The organism is Xenorhabdus santafensis, from assembly GCF_033949405.1.
Classification (GTDB): Bacteria; Pseudomonadota; Gammaproteobacteria; order Enterobacterales; family Enterobacteriaceae; genus Xenorhabdus; species Xenorhabdus santafensis.
Window position 1 is genome coordinate 136676 of record NZ_VCDN01000019.1, and the last position, 20892, is coordinate 157567.

Here is a 20892-nt window from a genome sequence, read left to right on the forward strand (position 1 = left end):
ACATGGTAACTCTAAGTGGTATTAACTTAATTAAATTAGTTGTGGTGCTGGGACTGGCTATTTGGACTTTTCTGGAATCGTGGGGGTTACTAAAAGATTTTGTTGGTGCCAAAAGAACAGTTGGACGCACGATGAATATGATTCCGCTTGAGGAAAAACCGATTATTCCAACAAAACTATTAAGCCGACGGGTTTCCAATGAATGGTTCCATTGGCTTGGCACTGTTGCATTGATTGCATTTAATATAATCGCATCATTATTGTTGTTCATTGCCGTCTATTATTTTTTCGAGGCAATCATGGTGGAGAACATCCCCCAAGATAAGTTTTTACTGTGGGCAAACTACGGCATTGCCATGTTTATTGGCATGAGTTTCACGTTAAGTCTTACAGGGCTTTGGTTTGCTTACTACATTAAACAAAGTGATTTAATGATTGCCCATTTTACATTGATTATTTTAGGGATTTTAAGCGCTGTGCTTATTAATTTTCCTGTGGGTTAATTGAGTGTATTTCAATGGAATCAGGAGCTTGGTGAGTTGCATGTGCTCACCAAGCTCTTTACCAGATGTTGGTATCTTGCCCACGGAAATAATCCCCTAAATTTTGACTGCTTGTTGGTGAGCTTATTTTCCAACATGCTGTTACCGCTTACAATAAATGGGCGACATTGATAACCTGTTATGCATGGAGAATAATCTATTGCTCTGGGATTGTAATACTCGTCTAAAGATTTAAATAAAATAGAGTAGGGAATTATTGAAAGGATAATATCCTGATTATTAGATTATATTCGCTTTGGCTGAGTAGTAACTCCGAGTAAGGCCATTCAAAAATAACGGCAAACATTCTGTACACATTGTTTAAATTTTGTTTTAATTAAGATTCATATAAATTGATTTATTTATATGCGCAAGTTAGTTAACAAATATTTTTCTATTTTAAATGTTTCACGCTGTTATTTTAAATTAACCTTGTTTCTGTGATGGTTTCATTTAAAAATGAATGTTAAATGCAATGGTTTTTTTATGGGAATCGTATTTGTTTTCTGTCATTAAATTAATTGAAATGAAGTCAGGGGTTTTAGGCTGATATCTTTAACTAATTATTATATAAGGAAGAATCTATGTCTATAATTAAACGTTTTATAGCATCTTCTTTTCTATTACTCGCAATGGCATCGTATTGTTATGCGAATATTGGAATTGAAGATTTATCGATACAAGAACAGGAGGATTTAGAAAAGTTTTTACTTGTCAAGAAAGGAAATAATAAACCTCGTGCTATTGATTTGACCATACCTGAACATGAACGGGGTTATATTGCCTTATTGCGCTTACATGGCATTACAAAAGCGAGCGATCCTGAATGGTTCAAGGAGATTGAGCTTTTAAAACAAGAACAAAAGGCTGCCCACAAAAATGGAAATAGTATAGAGATCCCAGACAATAAAGATACACCGTCAAGTTATCACAGTTGGCCGGCATTCCATTATGAACATGATAGAACGAAAGTTACTGCCAGCATAAGCGGGACTCAATACTATCCTGATTATAATTATGCTGCCACGGTTTTTGCGACTCTGATGGTTTATGCAAAACTCGATAATGGCAAGAAGAAACAAATCGCATCAGGTTACAAAAAAGTCAGCGGCAAAGATGTCAGATACTTTGAAGTCAATACAGATGTTTTGTATGGAAGGAATAAAGCGAAAGAATGTGAAATCTATAATAATATCTCGAAATATAAAATATACGCAGTGACAACGGGTATATACAGCCCTCCTTCAGGCAACAGGTACCTTGTATTAATTAACACTAATGATACAGGGCTTGTTGACACGGACAATGATAAAGAATTTCCTGAAACATTGGAAAATATAGCCCCTGTTAAAAAGGACGGAGATAAAAATAAAGCAATTGTCGTTTGTTTGAATAAGACATATGTTGATGGAAAACATCCGGCTCAATGTGATTATGTGCCTGTATATAACAAGCCGGCACAGGCGAAGCATGTTCTGCTGCCCGTTGTTGGTTCGGCAACATTTAAAGAACTTGTTCTTGCACAGAATGGGAAACCCGAAGCAGGTTTAGTTCCTCCTCATGATGTATCACTGACACTATTTTCTTTGGATACAGGCGGTGTATGTCAGATTCATTCGGATGAATTTATGCGGCATGTCATCATTGATAGGACAGGTAAAAAATTATCATGGGACTTCTCCGGCAAAACAGCATATGCAGATTTTGGTCAGGCATGCTGGAAGGAAAATAATACCTTCATGTTGGAGCTTCAGGGATTCATCGTTACCAATGAGACGGGTTCAGAAGATTCAGGGGAACCAGAGGCGGATGCCAAGAAAAACTATGTTAGATTCCACTTTACAGGGCGCGATAATTTCAATCTTCCGGGCCTGCAAAATACGTATCAACCTATCATCATCCAATGAGATTGTTTACTTGAAGGCTAGCTAGTTCAGCTGGCAGGTGATAATACGCGATAAGGGGATCAGTTCACAAATAATGACGTATTGGGAAAATAAATCATTATCGCTATTGTGTTTTATGTTCTAAGATTACATCAATATCTATGAAATAACGCCAGAAATAACATACTGGCGTTATTTTTATAATTTTCTGTTTTTTATTTTATTTATAAATGTAGCGGTGAATGCTTAAAACAAAAACTAATAAATTTAGTTATTAAAACAATAAAAAATAATATAAATAATGGGATTCAATATGAAAAAAGTCATTTATTCTTAAAAATAAAAGGCGTCTCGAAGGGAGTCAGAACGTCATAACATTACCCATATCAACATTCATAACAATACCCATAATAATATCAATAACAACAATCCAAAATATCGGGATTGGCGGACGAATGGATTGGTAAAGCATAAATGGCGATGGGCCATTTTTTTGCTTTTAAATTATTTTTAAAAACAAAGGGTTGGGTTTGTGTGAAAAATAATCATCAAGAAATGGTGTTCAAACAGGGAGAACTGGCTTAAAAATAGTGTCTTAATGTTATCGTCCATGAAATGATAATAAAAAATGACATATTGTCAGTGTTTCAGCTTTCAATTTGGGCTTACTGCGTTTATTATGCGCGCTTCGTAATTTCAACCGGCGCCACTGGCTTTGAGCTTCAGCGGAGATATGATGCCTCCTGCTGGCTGACACAGTCTTTTCCCGTGGCGGTTCTATCTGCATTATTCCAAGGGATAGATGATAGCATAAATGACTGAGAATACCTCTCTGACTCCACTTGTGGAATTGAAAGCCTTGAGCAAAGGCTTCGACGGCAAACAAGTTATTTCACAGCTCGATCTGACAATCAATGATGGCGAGTTCCTGACCATTCTTGGGCCATCCGGTTGTGGCAAAACCACAGTACTCCGTCTGATTGCCGGGCTGGAAGATGCGGACAGCGGCCAAATTTTACTGGAAGGACAGGATATTACTGATATTCCTGCCGAACACCGTCATGTAAATACGGTTTTCCAGAGTTATGCCCTGTTCCCCCATATGACCGTATTTGAAAACGTCGCTTTCGGGCTTCGCATGCAAAAAACACCGGAAAAAGAGATTGCTCCGCGTGTTGAGGAAGCATTGCGCATGGTGCAGCTTGAAGAGTTTGCCCAGCGCAAACCCGCACAGCTTTCCGGTGGTCAGCAGCAACGTGTGGCGATTGCCCGCGCGGTTGTGAATAAACCGAAAGTTCTGTTGCTGGATGAATCGCTGTCGGCGCTCGATTACAAGTTGCGCAAGCAGATGCAAAATGAACTGAAGGCACTTCAGCGCAAGCTCGGCATTACTTTTATCTTCGTGACCCATGATCAGGAAGAAGCGTTGGTCATGTCAGACCGGATCGTAGTAATGCGTGACGGTCGTATTGAGCAGGATGGTTCTCCGCGTGAGATTTATGAAGAGCCGAAAAACCTGTTCGTTGCTCGCTTTATCGGCGAAATCAATATCTTTGATGCTAATGTATTGCATCGCATTGATGAGCAGCGGATACGCGCCAATGTTGAAGGCCATGAATGCGATATTTTCACTGCGTTGCCAGTGACTGCCGGGCAGACACTGAAAGTGTTGTTGCGCCCGGAAGACCTGCGCGTTGAAGAAATCAATAATGGTGAGCAGTTATCCGGATTAATTGGTTATGTTCGTGAACGTAACTATAAAGGCATGACACTGGATTCTGTGGTCGAAATGGAAAATGGCAAAATGGTGATGGTCAGTGAATTCTTCAATGAAGATGATCCCGATGTTGACCATTCCCTGAACCAGAAGATCGCCGTTACTTGGGTAGAAAGCTGGGAGGTTGTGCTGGTCGATGAAGAAGACGCGTAAACTATTCCAGAATATCGTCATTACGGGCATGGTATCTTGGCTGATGCTGTTCGTTTTTCTGCCGAACTTGATGATTATCGGAACCAGCTTCCTGACCCGTGATGATGCCAATCTGGTACAGATGGTCTTTTCGCTGGATAACTACACCCGATTATTCGATCCGCTGTATGCCGAAGTGTTGCTGCATTCGCTGAATATGGCGATTGTAGCGACGCTGTGCTGTCTGGTGATTGGCTATCCGTTCGCTTTCTTTCTGGCGCGTATGCCGAAGAAACTGCGCCCGCTCATGCTATTCCTGCTGATCGTGCCGTTCTGGACAAACTCGCTAATCCGTATTTATGGTTTGAAGATGTTCCTCAGTACCCGCGGCTATCTGAATGATTTTCTGCTGTGGATAGGGATTATCGATAAACCATTGCGCATTATGTACACCCCTGAAGCGGTTGTGCTGGGATTGGTTTATATCCTGCTGCCATTTATGGTAATGCCGCTCTATTCCAGTATCGAGAAGCTGGATAAACCCTGTCTGGAAGCAGCACGGGATTTAGGCGCAGGCAAATTGCAGACGTTCATCCGCATTATCATTCCATTGACGATGCCGGGCATTATTGCCGGTTGTCTGTTGGTCTTACTGCCTGCAATGGGGCTGTTTTATGTGGCTGACTTGATGGGCGGAGCGAAAAACCTGTTGATCGGGAACGTGATCAAGAGCCAGTTCCTCAATATCCGCGACTGGCCGTTTGGGGCTGCAACCAGCATCTGCCTGACGCTGGTGATGGGCTTGATGCTGTTCGTCTATTATCGTGCGGCTAAGCTGCTGAACAAGAAGGTGGAACTGGAATGATCGGACGCCTGTTGCGCGGTGGCTTTATGACCATCGTTTATGCTTACCTGTATATCCCGATTATTATCCTGCTGGTCAGTTCGTTTAACCAGTCGCGTTTTGGCATTAGCTGGCAGGGTTTTACCACTGAATGGTACAGTCTGCTGTTTTCCAATGACAGCTTGCTGCAAGCAGCCGGGCACTCTCTGACGATGGCGGTAGCTTCCGCCACGTTTGCGACACTGATTGGCTCCCTGACCGCTGTTGCCCTGTACCGCTATTCGTTCCGTGGCAAAAAATTCGTGGGCGGCATGTTGTTTGTGGTCATGATGTCACCGGATATCGTGATGGCGATTTCATTGCTGGTGCTGTTTATGCTGCTCGGTGTTTCGCTTGGATTCTGGTCACTGCTGTTCTCGCACATCACATTTTGCCTGCCGTTTGTGGTCGTGACGGTTTACTCCCGTCTGAAAGACTTTGACGTCAAAATGTTGGAAGCGGCCCGTGACTTGGGTGCCAGTGAGTTAACTATCCTGCGTAAAATCATCCTGCCTCTGGCGATGCCAGCTGTTATGGCGGGTTGGTTATTGAGCTTTACCCTGTCGATGGACGACGTGGTTGTTTCCTCGTTTGTGACAGGGCCGAGCTATGAAATCCTGCCACTGAAAATCTATTCAATGGTAAAAGTCGGGGTTTCGCCGGAAGTGAACGCATTGGCAGCGATTCTCCTGCTTATGTCATTGATTTTGGTCTTGATTAGCCAATTTGTGATGCGGGATCGCACGGGTAAGTCTTGATGCCAGTTTAAGCGTAGTCACGGGTTGGCTACGCTTTTTCTGACTTTGTAGCAACGTACTTCATTATTTATCTGTTAGCTCTCTGTTTGATGCATCAAACAGGTCGATAATTTCAGAAAATTCAGCATCCATATCTCTTTTTTGTAATATTTCAGGTTGTTCTTCACTAGCTATAGCCATAGTTGATTGTTTGAGGCCGTGTGCGATAGTGTGTTCATTCATGAAGCTATTGCCCTCTATTTGTCTATTTTTCATGTATTGTTATGGAATTTTGTAATTAAAATAGATGAATTGTCTTACTCATCAGCTTATCCCATAACAAGTGGCTTTACCCTACAAAATACGGCTCTTATAATAGCCGCTTTTTCGAGGGTAGGTTCACTGAACCTATGTGATACTTACGCACCAACTGCGAGGGGAAACACTGCATGAAAAACAACATGAAAAAGTGGTTCTGTCTGTTAGCCGCTGGGATGATGGCATTATTAAGCATTGGTTCGGTGAATGCCGCTGCCGCAGATGATGGCAAGACGCTGTATTTCTACAACTGGACTGAATATGTTCCGCCTGGTTTGCTCAACCAGTTCACTAAAGAAACTGGGATTAAGGTGATTTATTCCACCTATGAATCCAATGAGAGCATGTACACCAAGCTGAAAACTTATAAAGACGGCGCTTATGATTTAGTGGTTCCATCCACTTACTTTATCTCAAAAATGAGTAAAGAAGGGATGTTGCAAAAAATCGACAAAAGCAAACTGAGCAATTTCCATAATCTTGATCCTAAATTGCTGAACAAATCTTTTGACCCGAATAACGATTACTCCATTCCTTATATGTGGGGAGCAACGGCAATTGGTGTTAACAGCGATAATGTTGATCCGAAATCCATTACTTCCTGGGCTGATTTTTGGAAGCCTGAGTATAAAAATAGTTTAGTGTTGACGGATGATGCTCGTGAAGTCTTCCAAATGGCGTTGCTGAAATTGGGGTATTCCGGCAACACCACCAATCCGAAAGAGATTGAGGCAGCCTATAAAGAGTTACAAAAGTTGATGCCAAATATACTGGCATTTAACTCAGATAACCCCGCGAATCCATTTATGGAAGGTGAAGTGGATGTGGGCATGATGTGGCCGGGTTCTGCTTATGTCGCTCGCCAGTCAGGCACGCCGGTTGAGATTGTCTGGCCGAAAGAGGGCGGTATTTTCTGGATGGACAGCCTGGCTATCCCTGCCAATGCCAAAAATGTCGAAGGTGCGATGAAGTTGATTAACTTCCTGTTGCGTCCGGAGATTGCGGCACAAGTGTCTGAGAAGATAGGTTATCCGACACCCAATCTGGCGGCGAAGAAACTGCTGCCAAAAGCAATGACGGAAGATAAATCCCTGTATCCCGATAATGCGATTATTGAGAAAGGGGAATGGCAGAATGATGTGGGCAATGCCAATATTCTGTATGAAGAGTATTTCCAGAAACTAAAAGCAGGCCAGTGATCTAACGTTCAGTTGAGTTATTGGGGGAGCACTTGCTCCCCTTTTTATTCTTTTGTAACTGCTGGTCTTGGCCAAGGGTTTGATGCAATAAGCAATGATATTTTAATCAGTTCGAATAGCTTGTCTGAGAGTAACTCATATTTCAATTGCGTGGTTTTATCATCAAAGGAAATATCATTCCATGTTCCCATTCCACCGAAAACCCATGCTTCCAAACACGCATGCATCAGTTGACTGCATTCTTCGGGAGCATAATTTTCAGGAAATATTTCACCGCCATTAATATTGCGATCAGGTTTTTCGGATAATGCTTTTATCCCGCGATCAAACCAACTGCCAAAATTAGCATGACCATTTTTGTAGGCAAATTCACTGACTTTTTTTAACTGGCTATCAAGCTTCTGTTTGATATCGTTTATGCCCGGTAAGTTGGGATAATGCCGTTCTGGATTATATTCATTTTTGTGTATGCGGCCATAGGTAAAGCGCAACAGATTATCTTCTGGCGTATTTCCTACTTCTAACCGAGATTCCCAGAAATCTGAATGAGTTTCTTTAACAGCCTCTAACAGCCAACGACCATCACCACCAATGAATATTGCAGATTTGCGATCAGCCTTTTTTCCATTGTTATTGATAGGGACATGATAAACACGTAGTTGCATGACACCGCTTGATTTTAACTGCTCAAACCAAGAAATAGGCGTTTCGGCGAAATTTATTTCGGAATATTTATTATCAGATTTTACAAGATCAACAAATTTAACGAATTTGCAATATTTAAATGCTGAATGGTCAGAAAAATTGTGAGCACAGTAATTTTCTGACAGATAAGCATTGCCATATGCTGCTAATACTATTATTTGATATATATTGGCATTCATTAGATGTCTTTTCCTGTATTTATCACTTCACTTTTTATTTTTTTCATGAGTTTTTTCGGCTGGTGGAGGCACTGTCAGTTTAGCCGGATCGAGTTGTTGCAATACATAGTGAAACGTCATTCTGGCGACGTCACCGTAAATATCAGTACTGACAAAAATTTCATAAATCAGGCCGTTGTGATCAATAAAATAACTGTAGCCACTCGCATCGGATGGGGAAATACTGTAAACAAAAACATGCTTATTAATCCATTTGCCTTGCGGGTTTTTACGCTTGAATTCAGCAATAATGTCGCCCATGGTTTTTTTATGGAAGTAATAATAGATTTTTGCACCTAAAGTGTTAGAGGGGAATTTCACTCTTATCGCATTAAAACTGGCTCTCTTTTTGGCTCCTGGCTGAGGGGCATCTAGATTCATTTCCGTGATAAGAGATTTAAGAATTTTGTCCTTATCAAAATAGTCAGCAATTTTTAAGCGATACTTCGCTTCAAACTCTGATTGCGATAGTGACATGTCCTGCATATTGGATAACTCACCTTGATATTGAGGATTCATGGTGCGCAACATCACATATGCATCTCTGATGGTGCCTAGGTTAGGGGCGTTAGCGAGACCAATGAAATATTGTTGAGACTCATCATCATATTGATAATAAAAAGCTTCTAGATTTCCGTACATATTGTAATAAACAGCACCGTGTTCATCATTGTACAAAACTTTATCTTGTATTTTTAACCAGGAAGAGTAATCAAATTTATCTTTTGGTGCCTTAATAATAAACAAATCACTGTAAAGTTGGGTTGTTTCATTTTTAAAGTGATAGATGTTGCTATTTTCATTTTTTCTATCAATATATAACTCGCCTATATTACGGTAATAAATACCAGAAATAACTTTCTCGAAAGAGGCAAGCTCGGCAGGTGGGAGCTTGATGCTTAATTTATCTTCATAAATCAATTCACCGGGGAAATCGTTGAAGCCTAATTCATTAAGCTTTTTTTCCTGTGAATCATAGAATTTTTTCATCTTAATATCAATGGCCTTAAATCGATTTTGAATATCAATCAATTTCGGGTTATCTGGATTGACCTGCTTTAAATTTAGGGTGAGTTGACACTTATAAAAACCACAGTGACCCTCGGTATCAGTACTCAATTCAGCACCTGAAAAGGTTTTCTTAAGATGAAATGTATTACCGCCAAATTTTATTTTATTTTCTTTTATATCGACTTTTTCAGGAGTGATGCTGATGAAGTGAGAAATTTCTGTCGGGGTGAGATAAAAGTAAATGTCATCTTTAAAGTCGCTAATTTTATCGCTAATGGCTTGTTTTATTTCTGTGACATGAGGAGGATCATCTTTTTCATGAATTGAGACATCAACTTTGTCGACGATGTAATATCCTTCCTCAGGTGCACCACAGCCAGATAAAATCATGGCTAATAGAGAAAATAAAAGTATTTTTTTCATTATTTTTACCTATGTTAATGCGCTATTTCATCTGTTTTATTTATTACAAATAAAGCTGGAATTTGAAAAATAAAAGGAATTAGTTGGTATGACGTAAAACTTTCACGAGCCAGGACTATTTATCCAAATATAATAAACTATATTGTTTTCTCGGAATAATCATTTTTTAAATGTTAGTTTTTATCGATGAAATAGCGCCGCTAAACTTTCCTGAATTTATGTTTCTGCAAGAAAAATAATACCCCTTCTTCTGTTAAATGGAGTGTGTAACACATTGTTTTTATAGGTAGTTAAAATGTTTACATTTGCGGCATTTACGGTGAACACTGATCTTCCTCTTGCCATATAGTTATGTCCGCAATTGCAGTCTGTAGCTCTTTGATTGTAGGCATGTAACTTGCTTGATTAATGATAATCAAATTTAGTTAGTGATGATTAAAAATTATTCTCTTTCTGTTCTCCCGATTATCTGTTAAAGAATAGCCTACTCTAATTCCCGATAAGGGAATGATTGCCTGTACGTGTTGCTACTTGTTCAGAATAGGAGGTCAGAATGAACTGGCATATTGAGCGATTGGGATATCGTCTATTGTGCTGTTTATTGGGATGGGGAACGGTTGGGATAATTTATAAACTTACCGCAAATTACCAGATGCATGGTTATAGTCAGGCAAAGATATTGCCACCTTCTTTCATTGATGAGTGGATTATATTTTCTTCCAGTGGTGTTTGGCTCTACCTCTCTTTCTTTTTATTGATACCGTTGGCTTATCTGTTTTGTCCTTTATTTCGCGTCCGTTGGCTGATGTTTGTGATGCAGGGTTGTGCACTGCTGTCTGGAGTGGTTTATTTGTTATATCCCACCACGCTGGACTACCCATCGGTTACCGGAGAGAGGATATCTGACCATGTGCTCAGGTATCTGATCGCAATAGATTCACCTCAAAACTGTTTGCCTTCACTGCATGCGTCACTGACGGTGTTATCTGTATATGCGCTGTGGCAGAGGAAGCAAAAATTTTGGCGGTTATTGTGGGTAACGTGGGGCGTGTTAATCGGTTTTTCGATTATTCAATTGCGGCGACATTTATTGATAGACCTCGTTGCTGGAATATTAACCGCGATTGCCATCAGTATTTTGTACTTAATAATTTTACGAATTATTGCTATTCGCGCTTATTGCAGTTGAAAAATCTCTGTATTTATTATTTTGGATGCCATCGTTTTATTTAAAGGGATAGTTTTAGCGACTCTATTTGTGATGGATATATTTTTAATGAACGGTGATTTTATGTCATTTAATGAAATTATTGACTCCAAATATTGGATTAATGATTGAATAATGTTTTATTTAACAATGGCATCCAATTGATTTACTTTGGAAATAAAATCTCAAAAAAACTATTTCAAGTGAATAAATAATATTAATTAACTTGTTAATAAACATTAATTTTTATTTCACATAAATTCAACAAGCGCCATAATTAAATCTCATGGCGCTTTTATTTTATTAAAAAAAATTTATGACACAGAGAGAGTGTGAAAATAAAAATGTAAGTTTTTCATATGGCTGTGGAAGGTGTTTCATTTTTCTAATGTGATGTATCATAAATATAAACTTCCTGTTTAATCGACTATCTGATAAATACTCATTTACTCTTGATCCTATATTCAGAACTCACCTTATATTCTGATAATAAATTCAAACATAAAATTAACATTCGGAAGTGATAACACAATGAAAAACCCAAACGAATTGATCCCATTAAAGATCATTGCTTCTGGTTCTGCTTTGCCAGACCGTAAAGTATATTCATCCGATTTAGATATTAAGTTAAATAAACCAGATGGCTTTGTCCAAAAACGTTCAGGAATTGAATATCGTTATCATGCTGATTATGAAATGTCTCAGGCTAAATTAGCAGCAGAAGCATTGCATGCAGCTTTACAAAATCATCAAATTTCTCCGGGTTCTATTGATCTTCTTATTTTTGCTTCGGCAATACCCATTCAGACTTTACCTTATTCCGCTGCACATGTTTTAAAAGAGAGCCAATTAAAAGCAGGAACGGCTTGCTTTGATATTAATTCAAGTTGCGTCAGTTTTGTCTCCGCCTTGAATGTCGCTGGCGGATTGCTGGCAACCAAGCAATATAAGCGCATTGCCATTGTGGCGGCAGAAATGCCTTCTCGTGGCCTTGATTGGGAGCAGCCAGAATCGGCATTGATTTTTGGTGATGGCGCGGCCTGTATGATTGTTGAAAGGGGGGATGGCCAGAGCGGGATCGTGACTCACAAACATGAAACGTATCCAGAAGGTCTTGAGCTGTGTGAAGTCCGTTGCGGAGGAACCCGCAAGAATCTTCGCACAGGAATGGACGACAGCGATTTCCTGTTCCAGATGCAAGGCAAGCCACTATTCAAGCTGACCGCTTCACTCATTGAAGATTTTACGGCTCGTGTACTTTCAAGCGCCAATCTGACTATGCCCGAAATAGATACAGTCATACCTCACCAAGCCAGCCACTTAGGCTTGGAACATATCCGCAAACGGCTGAATATCAGCGATGAGCAATTCATGAACATTTACCGTCATCGCGGTAATCAGGTTGCAGCTTCAATTCCAAGTGCACTGCACGAAGCAATTATGGCAGATCGCTATTATGGCCGTGATTATGTGATGTTACTTGGTACTGCTGCCGGGCTTTCGTTGAGTGAGATGATTTTGAAACCATGAAAATTCTTGTCACTGGAGCAACAAGCGGGTTGGGGCGCAATGCCGTGGATTACCTGTTATCGAACGGGGAAACGGTTGTGGCAACAGGGCGTGACGAGCGGGTGGGAGAGGCATTGACGCAATTGGGCGCAGAATTCCGCTGTGCTGAATTGGCAACGCTGACGGTGGATGACGCGGTTGAGCTGATGTCAGATTGCGATGCAGTCTGGCATTGTGCGGCTAAATCATCACCGTGGGGCGATCCTGATGAGTTTGAATGCATCAATTTGACTGCGACGTACATGTTGGCGCAGGCGGCGGGAATATGTGGTATCAAGCGGTTTGTGCATATATCTACACCCGCCGTGTATTTTGATTTTTCGCACCAACAGCAGATTACCGAAAATCAGCGCAGTCAGAATTTCGCCAATGATTATGCCCGAACGAAGTTTCTGGCAGAGGAATGCATCCGCCAGACGGTGCCGCGTTATCCTGAAACAACCTATATTATCTTGCGCCCTCGTGGGCTGTTCGGCCCGCATGATCGCGTATTGTTGCCGCGTTTGTTGGCACAGGTGAAGGCCAGTAACGGCGTCATGGCTTTACCTGCGGGCGGAAAGAATGTTTTGGATATCACTTATGTCATGAATGTCGTTCATGCCATGTCATTGGCAACTCATCGTGAAGGGCTGCAAAGCGGGGAGATATACAACATCACTAACCAGCAGCCACAGCCATTGGCGCAGACATTGGGGCTGTTATTTGACGAGATGAATTTTGGTTATCGAATAAAGTCACTGCCTTATCCATTGCTGTTTGGCATTGCTGCCGTATTGGAAGGTATCTCCATGATAACCAAGAAAGAGCCATTGCTGACCCGCTATAGTATCGGGGCTGCCTATTACTCTATGACTCTGGATAATTCAAAAGCGAAGGAAGAACTGGGTTATTCACCGATTTATACCATAGAGGAAGGCATTCATCTGACAGCCAACTGGTTAAAACAGGTAGATAAGCAGGCGAATTCACATGGTTAAGATGCGTGTTTTTGAAGTGGGATATTGTACACATCCTGGCTGTATGGCACTGAAGGGTGCCAGTTTTCGCGTATGTAAATTTCCAGCCCGCGCTTGGTTGCTGGAGTGCAATGACAGGCGATGGCTGCTTGATACCGGATATGCCAGCCATTTTTACGATCATACCCGCAGTGGGATTATTCAGTTATATCGTACCGTAACGCCTGTGTATTTTGAAACCAAGGATTCACTGGTAATGCAACTGAAAGAGGAAGGCATCCAGGCGCGTGATATTGAGGGCATTATCATTTCTCATTTCCACGGTGATCATATTGCTGGATTGCGTGATTTCCCGCAGAGCAAATTTATCTGTTCGGGGGATGGCTGGCAGAAAACCCGTAACTTGCAGGGTTTTTCAGCACTGAAAAATGCATTTGTGCGGGGATTAATCCCGGAAGATTTCGAATCCAGAGCTTGTTTTTATGAAGGCTTTGAGACGACTTCCTTGCCAGAAGAGCTGGCGGTATTGGGAGAGGGTTATGCGGTGCCTGATAGTCAGGGGCAGATGCTGATTGTTCCATTGCCCGGTCATGCCGCAGGGCATCTCGGCCTTTGCGTATTGACGGAACAAGGCTGGGTATTATTGGCGGGAGATGCGGCTTGGTCTCCCACTAATTACCGCGAACTGCGTGGGCCGGCAAAATTGGCGAATATCATTATGGATGACAGCCGTGCTTATTACGAAACATTGAACAAGCTGCACCAAATTGACCAAAAGCAGGTTCCGATCCAGCTATGTCATGAGGGAGATTTGGAATGATATTGAAAACGCTTTGGTACTATTGGCGGGCTAAAAGACGATGGAAATTTTTTGACCGACAGCAGCTTGAGCAGCATCAAACGAGAGAATTGGCGAAGTTCAGGCAGAAAATTTTGGCGAAAAGCCCGTATTTTTCTGCCTATGGTGACTTACCGCTGGCGGAATTTCCACTCATGAACAAAGCTATCATGATGGAAAATTTTGACCGGATGAATACCGCAGGGCTTAAACGTGAGGAACTGCTTGAATGTGCCAGACTGAGTGAACAATCGCGTGATTTCAAGCCCATGGTGGGGCAATTCAGCGTTGGTATGTCATCGGGGACATCAGGGCAGCGCGGGCTTTTTGTCGCCAGTTCTAAAGAACGGAGCATTTGGGCTGGCACCATGCTGGCTAAAGTGCTGCCAAACGGTCTCTTTCACGGCGAGCGAGTCGCGCTGTTTTTGCGGGCGGGCAATAATCTTTATGACAGCATTCAGAACCGCTGGATATCTTTCCGCTTTTTCGATTTATTCGCTGATTTTAATCGTCAGGTACAAGCACTGGCAGAGTACGATGCAACAATAATCGTGGCTCCGGCTCAAGTCCTGCGGGCGCTGGCATTGAAGATCCAGCAAGGTGAAGTGTCATTGTCGCCGGCGAAAGTTATCTCTGTGGCAGAGGTATTGGAGCCGCAAGATCGCCAATTGCTGGAGACGGTATTCAAGGAAGTGGGGGAAATCTATCAGGCAACCGAAGGCTTTTTAGCGTGCAGTTGTTCTCATGGCACATTACATCTAAATGAAGAATTCCTGCATATTGAGCAGAAATGGATTGATGAATTGCGCTTTAATCCGATCATTACCGACTTTACCCGGGAAACCCAGCCAATCGTGCGTTACCAGCTTGATGATATTTTAATTGCGAAGAAAACCCCCTGTGGTTGCGGTAATCCTGCATTGGCGATAGAGCGGATCGAAGGGCGAAATGATGACCAATTGATTCTGCCTGCCTATGACGGGAAAAACGTCAGTATTTTCGCTGACCCTTGTTCACGGATTATTGCCAATACATTGCCGCTGACGAGTGATTATCGCCTTACGCAGACAGAATTGTCGCTAAAATTAGAAGGAACTTGCCCCATCGAAATCCTCCAGCAATGCCAGTTGGCGTTGTCAGACTATTTCGCTAAGCAGGGGGTTGATACCGATAAAATTGATTGGAACTGTGTATCGCAGGAGATATTGCCGGATTTATTCAATAAACGCCGCCGGATTATCAGAAAGAAGGAATAGCCTGAAAATACGCGGTTTAAAGCGGTGCAAGCGACCATTTCTGGGGATTTGCACCGTTTTACTCCTCTTATGGGGATACTTTTATCCAGCGTTTGTATTAAAAAGCTAGCGTTACTGTTTGATTCAAGTAAGAAGACGTATGTTTAAGCCTTATATGTTTGTGTCATTTTATAGGTTGAAACCCAATAATTAACCAGTAATTAACATTGAATTAATTTTGACTTAGTGCAGAATTATAGATGTTTAATAGATTAAAAAAGCAATGTAAGAGGCAATGATGGGAAAAATATCAATCGCAGAGTTTGAAGCTAAAGTTCAGGAAAAATAGGAGGTTATAATAATAATCAGGGCTCCAAGAGGGACGCTGGTTGATGACTACGATTATGAAAGGAAAGCTGCTGGAAATAGCTCAATAACAGAGTGGATAGAGAACCGAATTAAACCTTGTGTAAATGGGTTAGAAGTTGAAGTTATAGATGGCGATTATTCCAAACCTCATGGCCGTACTAAAATGGATACTCTTCGTTCCGGATATGAGCGCTAAATTGGCTATGAATGATGATACTAAACATAAGGGGAATTTGTGCATATATTACAGCTAAACGAACTGCGAATATGGTTCTATCGTGAGGATAACTCTGTAATACGCAATGTTTCGCTAAAAATTGCTGTTAGCCAAATAAAAAAATTTTTGGGTATTTCCCTGAAAATTGAAAGCTGGGGTAAGTTGCGATCAGTGTTGGCAGAGTTAGAGGGCAATGTAAGAGAACTTGATTCATGGGATAGTTTACGGGAACAACATTCTTTTTCTGAGCTAAAAGTCTTTCTTGCGAAAAAGTTAAATTACCCTATTAAAGCTCACTCATGGAAAACGCTTGAAGAGAAATTTTTGGCATTGAAAAGTTTTTTACAGCCACAACTCATTGGGGCTAGGGAGCGCTTTGAACAGAACAAAGCCCGTAATTTTTCTGCATCTTCTAAGTTGGAAGGAATTTCCATACCGGCAAATATATCAAACTTATCTAAAGAAGAAATAATAGCTAAGTATCTAAAAAATATTAATTAATTTTATGGCGAGGATACATGGACAAGTATTTAACCACCTATGGAGATCCTTATTGTTATAAGGGTACTAATGTATTAATAAATTTATTCAATATTCAAGATATTACAATTCTTGAAGGGTTAGAATCTGAGTTAACAGCAAAAGCTTCTGAACAAATTAATTTTCGAGATCCACCTTATAGCCTACAAACTATGAAAGAAATACATCAAACTTTGTTTGGCGATATCTATGAGTGGGCAGGAGAGCTGAGGCGTTGTGACATAATAAAGGAAGAAACCCGTTTCTGTAATGCGTCTTTTCTAGAGTCAGAAGCAAAGAGATTGTTTTCTGCATTAGAAAAAGATCAGTGGCTATCGGGTTTGATGTGGGAACCATTTTGTGAAAAATTAGCCGAGCACTATTGTGAATTCAATATGCTACATCCTTTCAGGGAGGGTAATGGTCGAACCCAAAGAATACTATTCGATTTTATTGCAAACTATAATGATTACACTATTGAGTGGAGTGAAATTGAACGCGATGAATGGCTCTGTGCCAACAGACGTGGAGTCGGTATGAATTATGACATGATGACCGAGTTATTCAAACGAGCCGTTGCTTATTAATGTCAACTTAATGCATTTTTACAAGAAATGATATAAATGCCTCATTATTGCACCCAATAGAAAAAATAGCGGCGTATTTATGCAGATGCTGCCATGTTGGTATGATACTTTATTCTTCTTTTATGCTGGTGAGTTATTCCCAAACTTTTCGTATGCCCTCCTAGTTGGATTAGCCTCTTAGTGCAACCCTGCTCTATGAACGCCTAATTCTGACACAAAGTAGACTGCCAGTTAAATTCCGCCCAGTTCAGCAACAATGTTAGAATGAGTGATGGCTAATACGAATAAGTAGATTGTTCATTTACAACCCTCCACCATTGTGGTTAAAATGCCGCCTCTAAAACCTTCCTGAATTTGTGCTGCTGCAGGAAAAACAACACTTCTTCCCCTTCAAAACGGAAGAAGCGAATTTTTGTTTTTCTAGGTAGCTAACATGTCTACATTTAAGCGATTACAAAAACGTCTATCCCGTCAGGGAATCGAAACTCATTACGAAAACAACGTTTATCGTCTCAATAGAAATCAAGTTACAGCAGAAGTATTGCTGCCCGAATCGTTGCCATTGGAAGAAAAAGCGGTACAGCAATTGCTCGATCTGGCTTCAGTGCATGTGCCGGGCAGTGCCGCCAAGGTTTGCAAGGCTCGGGCAACGCCGGATTTTCACCCGGGAACAACCGCTCCGGTTGGCAGTATTGTGGCAACCACCGAGGATTTAGTGATCCCCGCTGCAATTGGTACAGATATCAATTGTGGCATGCGTCTGCTCAAAACGGGGCTGAATTATGAAGAAGCAAGTACAGAAAAAGCAGAACTGATCCGGCAATTGAAAAATAAATTGTTGTTGGATCAACGCGATGTGCCGGTGACACCGGCTTCATTTCATGCCTTGTTTGATGACGGCCTGGAGGCTTGGTTACAGGAATTGCCATGTCGGGGAATTTGGCAACAAGCCGATTTCAAACGAATGTCTGGCGAGTTAAATGCGGTGTTGAGCACGCAGGCCGTCAAGGCACATAGCCGATACGCCCCTGATGCCTTTTTTGAAAAGCGGGAAATTATTCGCCCGGCCAGTTTGGGCACGGTGGGTTCAGGCAATCACTTTGTTGAGTTGCAAATTGTCGATACTATTTTGGACAGGCATGCCGCTTATGCAGCAGGTTTGCGTGAAGGCGACGTATTAATGATGATCCATACCGGTTCACGTGATGTGGGTTTTTACGTCGGCAAACGTTGGGCAGATAAAGCCAAGATGCTATGGCCTGCGACAGAAAAATATCCGGCCTCGGGGCTGTTTGGTTTGACCGCAGAACATGCTCAGGAATATTTTCTGGCGATGGGGGTGGCGGCGCGTTATGCGTGGGCGAATCGCATTGTATTGACGGAGTTGGTTCGTTCCGCGTGGCAGCAGGTATTTACACAGGACAAAAGCCAATTGATTGTGGATCTTTCACACAATATTATTTTTCCTGAGCAGGGAATGAATCTTCATCGCAAGGGAGCCACACCAGCGCGAGCAGGGGAGCTGGCACTTATTCCCGGTTCAATGGGGGATTATTCCTATTTGGTATTGGGAAAAGGTCATCCCGATTGGCTGTGGTCATGTTCTCACGGTGCAGGGCGCTCAGTCCGGCGTCAGGAAATGCGCGGTAAGTTGCCGAACATCCAACAACATGGTCACTTGCCTTGGCAGTGTATTACGTTGAAAAGTGAGCGCTTGCGTGAAGAGGCCCCAGCAGCCTATAAACCCATTACGCCAGTGATTGAGATACAAGAACAAGCGGGATTAATTCAATCTGTAGCGAGAGTCAGGCCGTGGATCACGTTTAAGGCTTGATACTGATTTAGGGCTTGATATAGGGGGCTGGCTTTTAGTCAGCCCTTATTTTTTTACGGGGCAGCGGGCAGGAACAAACTATCCGCGCGATTCCTCTGCCTCCGCGTTATTTCTTTCTTGGCATTATTTTGCTGCGTCTAATGCTTGGGCTAGATCGGCAATAATGTCGTCACTGTGTTCAATCCCGATGGATAGGCGAATAAGATCCCGCGATATACCTGCCTTGAGCATTTCTTTTTCATTTAATTGCCGATGGGTGGTCGATGCCGGATGGCAAGCCAGTGATTTGGCATCACCAATATTCACCAGACGTACAACCAATTGCAGGGAATCAATAAAACGGGTTGCTGCCTCTTCACCACCCTTGATGCCGAACGAGAGGATGGAGGCGGGTTTTCCGTTCATATAACGGACAGCTAAATCATATTCTGGGTGGGTGGGCAATCCTGCATATTTAACCCAGGCTACCTGCGGATGTTGCTCCAGATATTGGGCAATTTTCAGGGCATTTTCAGTATGGCGTTCCATACGAAGAGCCAATGTTTCAAGCCCCTGCAAAATCAGGAAGGTATTGAATGGAGACAGGGCGGCTCCCGTGCTGCGCAGTGGCCCGACACGGCAGCGGGCAATAAAGGCCGCATTACCAAAGTGTTCGGTATAGATTATCCCATGATACGACGCATCCGGGGTGCTCAGAATGGCAAAGCGATCCTGATGCTCCGCCCAAGGGAATCGGCCGGAATCGACGACCATCCCACCAATGGAAGTGCCGTGCCCACCAATATATTTGGTCAGGGAATGAATAATAATATCTGCGCCATGTTCAAACGGGCGGCATAGATAAGGGGTGGCAACAGTATTATCGACAATGAGGGGGATGCCATGACGATGTGCAACATCAGCCATCCCTTGAATATCGATAATATGCCCGGCAGGGTTTGTGATGGATTCGCAAAACAGTGCCTTGGTTTTCCCATCAATCAGCGCTTCAATGGCTGCCATATCGTTATGATCAACGAAACGGGTTTCTATCCCCATATTGGGAAAAGAGTGCGCCATCAGGTTATACGTCCCACCATACAATTTTGCGACAGCGACAATGTTGTCCCCCACGGTTGCGATGGTCTGAATGGCATAGGTAATTGCTGCCATGCCAGATGCAACGGCCAGCGCACCAATTCCCCCTTCCAGAGCGGCTACGCGTTTTTCCAATACATCATTTGTCGGATTCATGATGCGGGTGTAAATGTTGCCTGCAACTTTTAAATCAAATAGATCGGCACCATGTTGGGTATCATCAAAAGCGTAAGATGTGGTCTGGTAAATCGGAACTGCAACGGATTTTGTTGTCGGATCGGGTGAATAACCAGCATGGATGGACAAAGTTTCTAATTTCATTGTCATTTCCTATTAGTTTAGTGACGAGATACTTACATTTGAGACTGAAACTCAAAATACGGCCTGCAAAAATACTGACGGCGAAAATACCGTGATGCGTTTGATTCTATTGAGATAGTGGTTCTTTATTGCTTGCCGGTGAACGAAGCTGTTTTGATATGGAGAGTCCCAATAAAGCGATTTCATTATGAAAGCATCAGTGAAAACACATCATACTCTGCTTTATTGTTAGCTTGTTAAACAAGGCGAATTATTGGCTAATTTACAAAATGGCAATGAGATAGGGCAATATCAAAAATAAATGTTAATAGATATCAATTTGATACCTGATT

The 20892-nt window shown here is 42.0% G+C and carries 18 protein-coding genes; 14 read left to right on the forward strand and 4 right to left on the reverse strand.

The annotated features are described in order from the left end of the window. Positions 1–2: 2 nt before the first annotated feature. The 5 genes from FE392_RS06130 (at position 3) to potC (ending at position 5978) form a co-directional block, all read left to right on the forward strand. Positions 3–503 carry a DUF2165 family protein gene (locus tag FE392_RS06130; protein WP_319929340.1) on the forward strand — a complete coding sequence of 167 codons (501 nt, stop codon included), beginning with the start codon at positions 3–5 and terminating at the stop codon, positions 501–503. A gap of 623 nt (positions 504–1126) precedes the next feature. After that, positions 1127–2449 carry a hypothetical protein gene (locus FE392_RS06135; RefSeq protein WP_319929341.1) on the forward strand — a complete coding sequence of 441 codons (1323 nt, stop codon included), beginning with the start codon at positions 1127–1129 and terminating at the stop codon, positions 2447–2449. 793 nt (positions 2450–3242) lie between these two features. Continuing rightward, positions 3243–4358, forward strand: coding sequence for a spermidine/putrescine ABC transporter ATP-binding protein PotA (gene potA, locus FE392_RS06140; RefSeq protein WP_092508036.1), 1116 nt, complete (start codon positions 3243–3245; stop codon positions 4356–4358). Next, the gene (gene potB, locus FE392_RS06145; protein WP_319929342.1) at positions 4342–5202 is read left to right on the forward strand and encodes a spermidine/putrescine ABC transporter permease PotB; all 861 of its coding nucleotides are present in this window, start codon (positions 4342–4344) and stop codon (positions 5200–5202) included. The genes potA and potB overlap by 17 nt, the downstream gene beginning before the upstream one ends. After that, positions 5199–5978, forward strand: coding sequence for a spermidine/putrescine ABC transporter permease PotC (potC, locus tag FE392_RS06150; RefSeq protein ID WP_319929343.1), 780 nt, complete (start codon positions 5199–5201; stop codon positions 5976–5978). The genes potB and potC overlap by 4 nt, the downstream gene beginning before the upstream one ends. 63 nt (positions 5979–6041) lie before the next feature. Here potC and FE392_RS06155 read toward each other — a convergent pair whose 3' ends face one another. Next, on the reverse strand, positions 6042–6200 hold the full coding sequence (locus FE392_RS06155; RefSeq protein WP_319929344.1) for a hypothetical protein: 159 nt from the start codon (positions 6198–6200) through the stop codon (positions 6042–6044). Positions 6201–6418: 218 nt separating this feature from the next. Here FE392_RS06155 and potD point away from each other — a divergent pair, with 218 nt between their 5' ends. Next, on the forward strand, positions 6419–7474 hold the full coding sequence (gene potD, locus FE392_RS06160) for a spermidine/putrescine ABC transporter substrate-binding protein PotD (RefSeq protein WP_319929424.1): 1056 nt from the start codon (positions 6419–6421) through the stop codon (positions 7472–7474). A 44-nt stretch (positions 7475–7518) separates the two neighbouring features. Here potD and FE392_RS06165 read toward each other — a convergent pair whose 3' ends face one another. Both FE392_RS06165 and FE392_RS06170 read right to left on the reverse strand, forming a co-directional pair. Beyond that, entirely contained in the window at positions 7519–8358 is an 840-nt protein-coding gene (locus tag FE392_RS06165; protein WP_319929345.1) for a hypothetical protein, read from the reverse strand. Between the two features lie 27 nt (positions 8359–8385). Then, on the reverse strand, positions 8386–9831 hold the full coding sequence (locus FE392_RS06170; protein ID WP_319929346.1) for a putative periplasmic lipoprotein: 1446 nt from the start codon (positions 9829–9831) through the stop codon (positions 8386–8388). Between the two features lie 553 nt (positions 9832–10384). Here FE392_RS06170 and FE392_RS06175 point away from each other — a divergent pair. The 8 genes from FE392_RS06175 to FE392_RS06210 all read left to right on the forward strand — a co-directional run bounded on the left by FE392_RS06175 (position 10385) and on the right by FE392_RS06210 (position 19162). After that, positions 10385–11020 carry a phosphatase PAP2 family protein gene (locus FE392_RS06175; protein ID WP_319929347.1) on the forward strand — a complete coding sequence of 212 codons (636 nt, stop codon included), beginning with the start codon at positions 10385–10387 and terminating at the stop codon, positions 11018–11020. Between the two features lie 549 nt (positions 11021–11569). Beyond that, positions 11570–12568: a 3-oxoacyl-[acyl-carrier-protein] synthase III C-terminal domain-containing protein gene (locus FE392_RS06180; RefSeq protein WP_319929348.1), complete on the forward strand. Its 999-nt coding sequence runs from the start codon at positions 11570–11572 to the stop codon at positions 12566–12568. Next, positions 12565–13584, forward strand: a complete 1020-nt coding sequence (locus FE392_RS06185; protein WP_319929349.1) for an NAD-dependent epimerase/dehydratase family protein — start codon at positions 12565–12567, stop codon at positions 13582–13584. Before FE392_RS06180 ends, FE392_RS06185 begins: the two co-directional genes overlap by 4 nt. Beyond that, on the forward strand, positions 13577–14383 hold the full coding sequence (locus tag FE392_RS06190) for an MBL fold metallo-hydrolase (protein ID WP_319929350.1): 807 nt from the start codon (positions 13577–13579) through the stop codon (positions 14381–14383). Before FE392_RS06185 ends, FE392_RS06190 begins: the two co-directional genes overlap by 8 nt. Beyond that, positions 14380–15657: a F390 synthetase-related protein gene (locus FE392_RS06195; RefSeq protein ID WP_319929351.1), complete on the forward strand. Its 1278-nt coding sequence runs from the start codon at positions 14380–14382 to the stop codon at positions 15655–15657. The genes FE392_RS06190 and FE392_RS06195 overlap by 4 nt, the downstream gene beginning before the upstream one ends. Before the next feature lie 583 nt (positions 15658–16240). Beyond that, entirely contained in the window at positions 16241–16723 is a 483-nt protein-coding gene (locus FE392_RS06200) for a YhfG family protein (RefSeq protein ID WP_319929352.1), read from the forward strand. 17 nt (positions 16724–16740) lie between these two features. Beyond that, on the forward strand, positions 16741–17328 hold the full coding sequence (locus FE392_RS06205) for a Fic/DOC family protein (protein WP_319929353.1): 588 nt from the start codon (positions 16741–16743) through the stop codon (positions 17326–17328). Positions 17329–17761: 433 nt separating this feature from the next. Continuing rightward, positions 17762–19162 carry an RtcB family protein gene (locus tag FE392_RS06210; RefSeq protein ID WP_319929354.1) on the forward strand — a complete coding sequence of 467 codons (1401 nt, stop codon included), beginning with the start codon at positions 17762–17764 and terminating at the stop codon, positions 19160–19162. 123 nt (positions 19163–19285) lie between these two features. On the opposite strand, the gene FE392_RS06215 is transcribed toward FE392_RS06210, so the two are convergent. After that, entirely contained in the window at positions 19286–20560 is a 1275-nt protein-coding gene (locus FE392_RS06215) for a bifunctional O-acetylhomoserine aminocarboxypropyltransferase/cysteine synthase (RefSeq protein WP_319929355.1), read from the reverse strand. Positions 20561–20892 lie beyond the last annotated feature (332 nt).

Coding starts and splice junctions, on each gene's coding strand:
- potB (WP_319929342.1), top strand. CDS start 4,342: ATGAAGAAGACGCGTAAACTATTCCAGAATATCGTCATTACGGGCATG.
- potD (WP_319929424.1), top strand. CDS start 6,419: ATGAAAAAGTGGTTCTGTCTGTTAGCCGCTGGGATGATGGCATTATTA.
- FE392_RS06210 (WP_319929354.1), top strand. CDS start 17,762: ATGTCTACATTTAAGCGATTACAAAAACGTCTATCCCGTCAGGGAATC.
- potC (WP_319929343.1), top strand. CDS start 5,199: ATGATCGGACGCCTGTTGCGCGGTGGCTTTATGACCATCGTTTATGCT.
- FE392_RS06195 (WP_319929351.1), top strand. CDS start 14,380: ATGATATTGAAAACGCTTTGGTACTATTGGCGGGCTAAAAGACGATGG.
- FE392_RS06130 (WP_319929340.1), top strand. CDS start 3: ATGGTAACTCTAAGTGGTATTAACTTAATTAAATTAGTTGTGGTGCTG.
- FE392_RS06135 (WP_319929341.1), top strand. CDS start 1,127: ATGTCTATAATTAAACGTTTTATAGCATCTTCTTTTCTATTACTCGCA.
- FE392_RS06205 (WP_319929353.1), top strand. CDS start 16,741: ATGGACAAGTATTTAACCACCTATGGAGATCCTTATTGTTATAAGGGT.
- FE392_RS06170 (WP_319929346.1), bottom strand. CDS start 9,831: ATGAAAAAAATACTTTTATTTTCTCTATTAGCCATGATTTTATCTGGC.
- FE392_RS06190 (WP_319929350.1), top strand. CDS start 13,577: ATGGTTAAGATGCGTGTTTTTGAAGTGGGATATTGTACACATCCTGGC.
- FE392_RS06175 (WP_319929347.1), top strand. CDS start 10,385: ATGAACTGGCATATTGAGCGATTGGGATATCGTCTATTGTGCTGTTTA.
- FE392_RS06185 (WP_319929349.1), top strand. CDS start 12,565: ATGAAAATTCTTGTCACTGGAGCAACAAGCGGGTTGGGGCGCAATGCC.
- FE392_RS06215 (WP_319929355.1), bottom strand. CDS start 20,560: ATGAAATTAGAAACTTTGTCCATCCATGCTGGTTATTCACCCGATCCG.
- FE392_RS06155 (WP_319929344.1), bottom strand. CDS start 6,200: ATGAATGAACACACTATCGCACACGGCCTCAAACAATCAACTATGGCT.
- FE392_RS06165 (WP_319929345.1), bottom strand. CDS start 8,358: ATGAATGCCAATATATATCAAATAATAGTATTAGCAGCATATGGCAAT.
- FE392_RS06180 (WP_319929348.1), top strand. CDS start 11,570: ATGAAAAACCCAAACGAATTGATCCCATTAAAGATCATTGCTTCTGGT.
- potA (WP_092508036.1), top strand. CDS start 3,243: ATGACTGAGAATACCTCTCTGACTCCACTTGTGGAATTGAAAGCCTTG.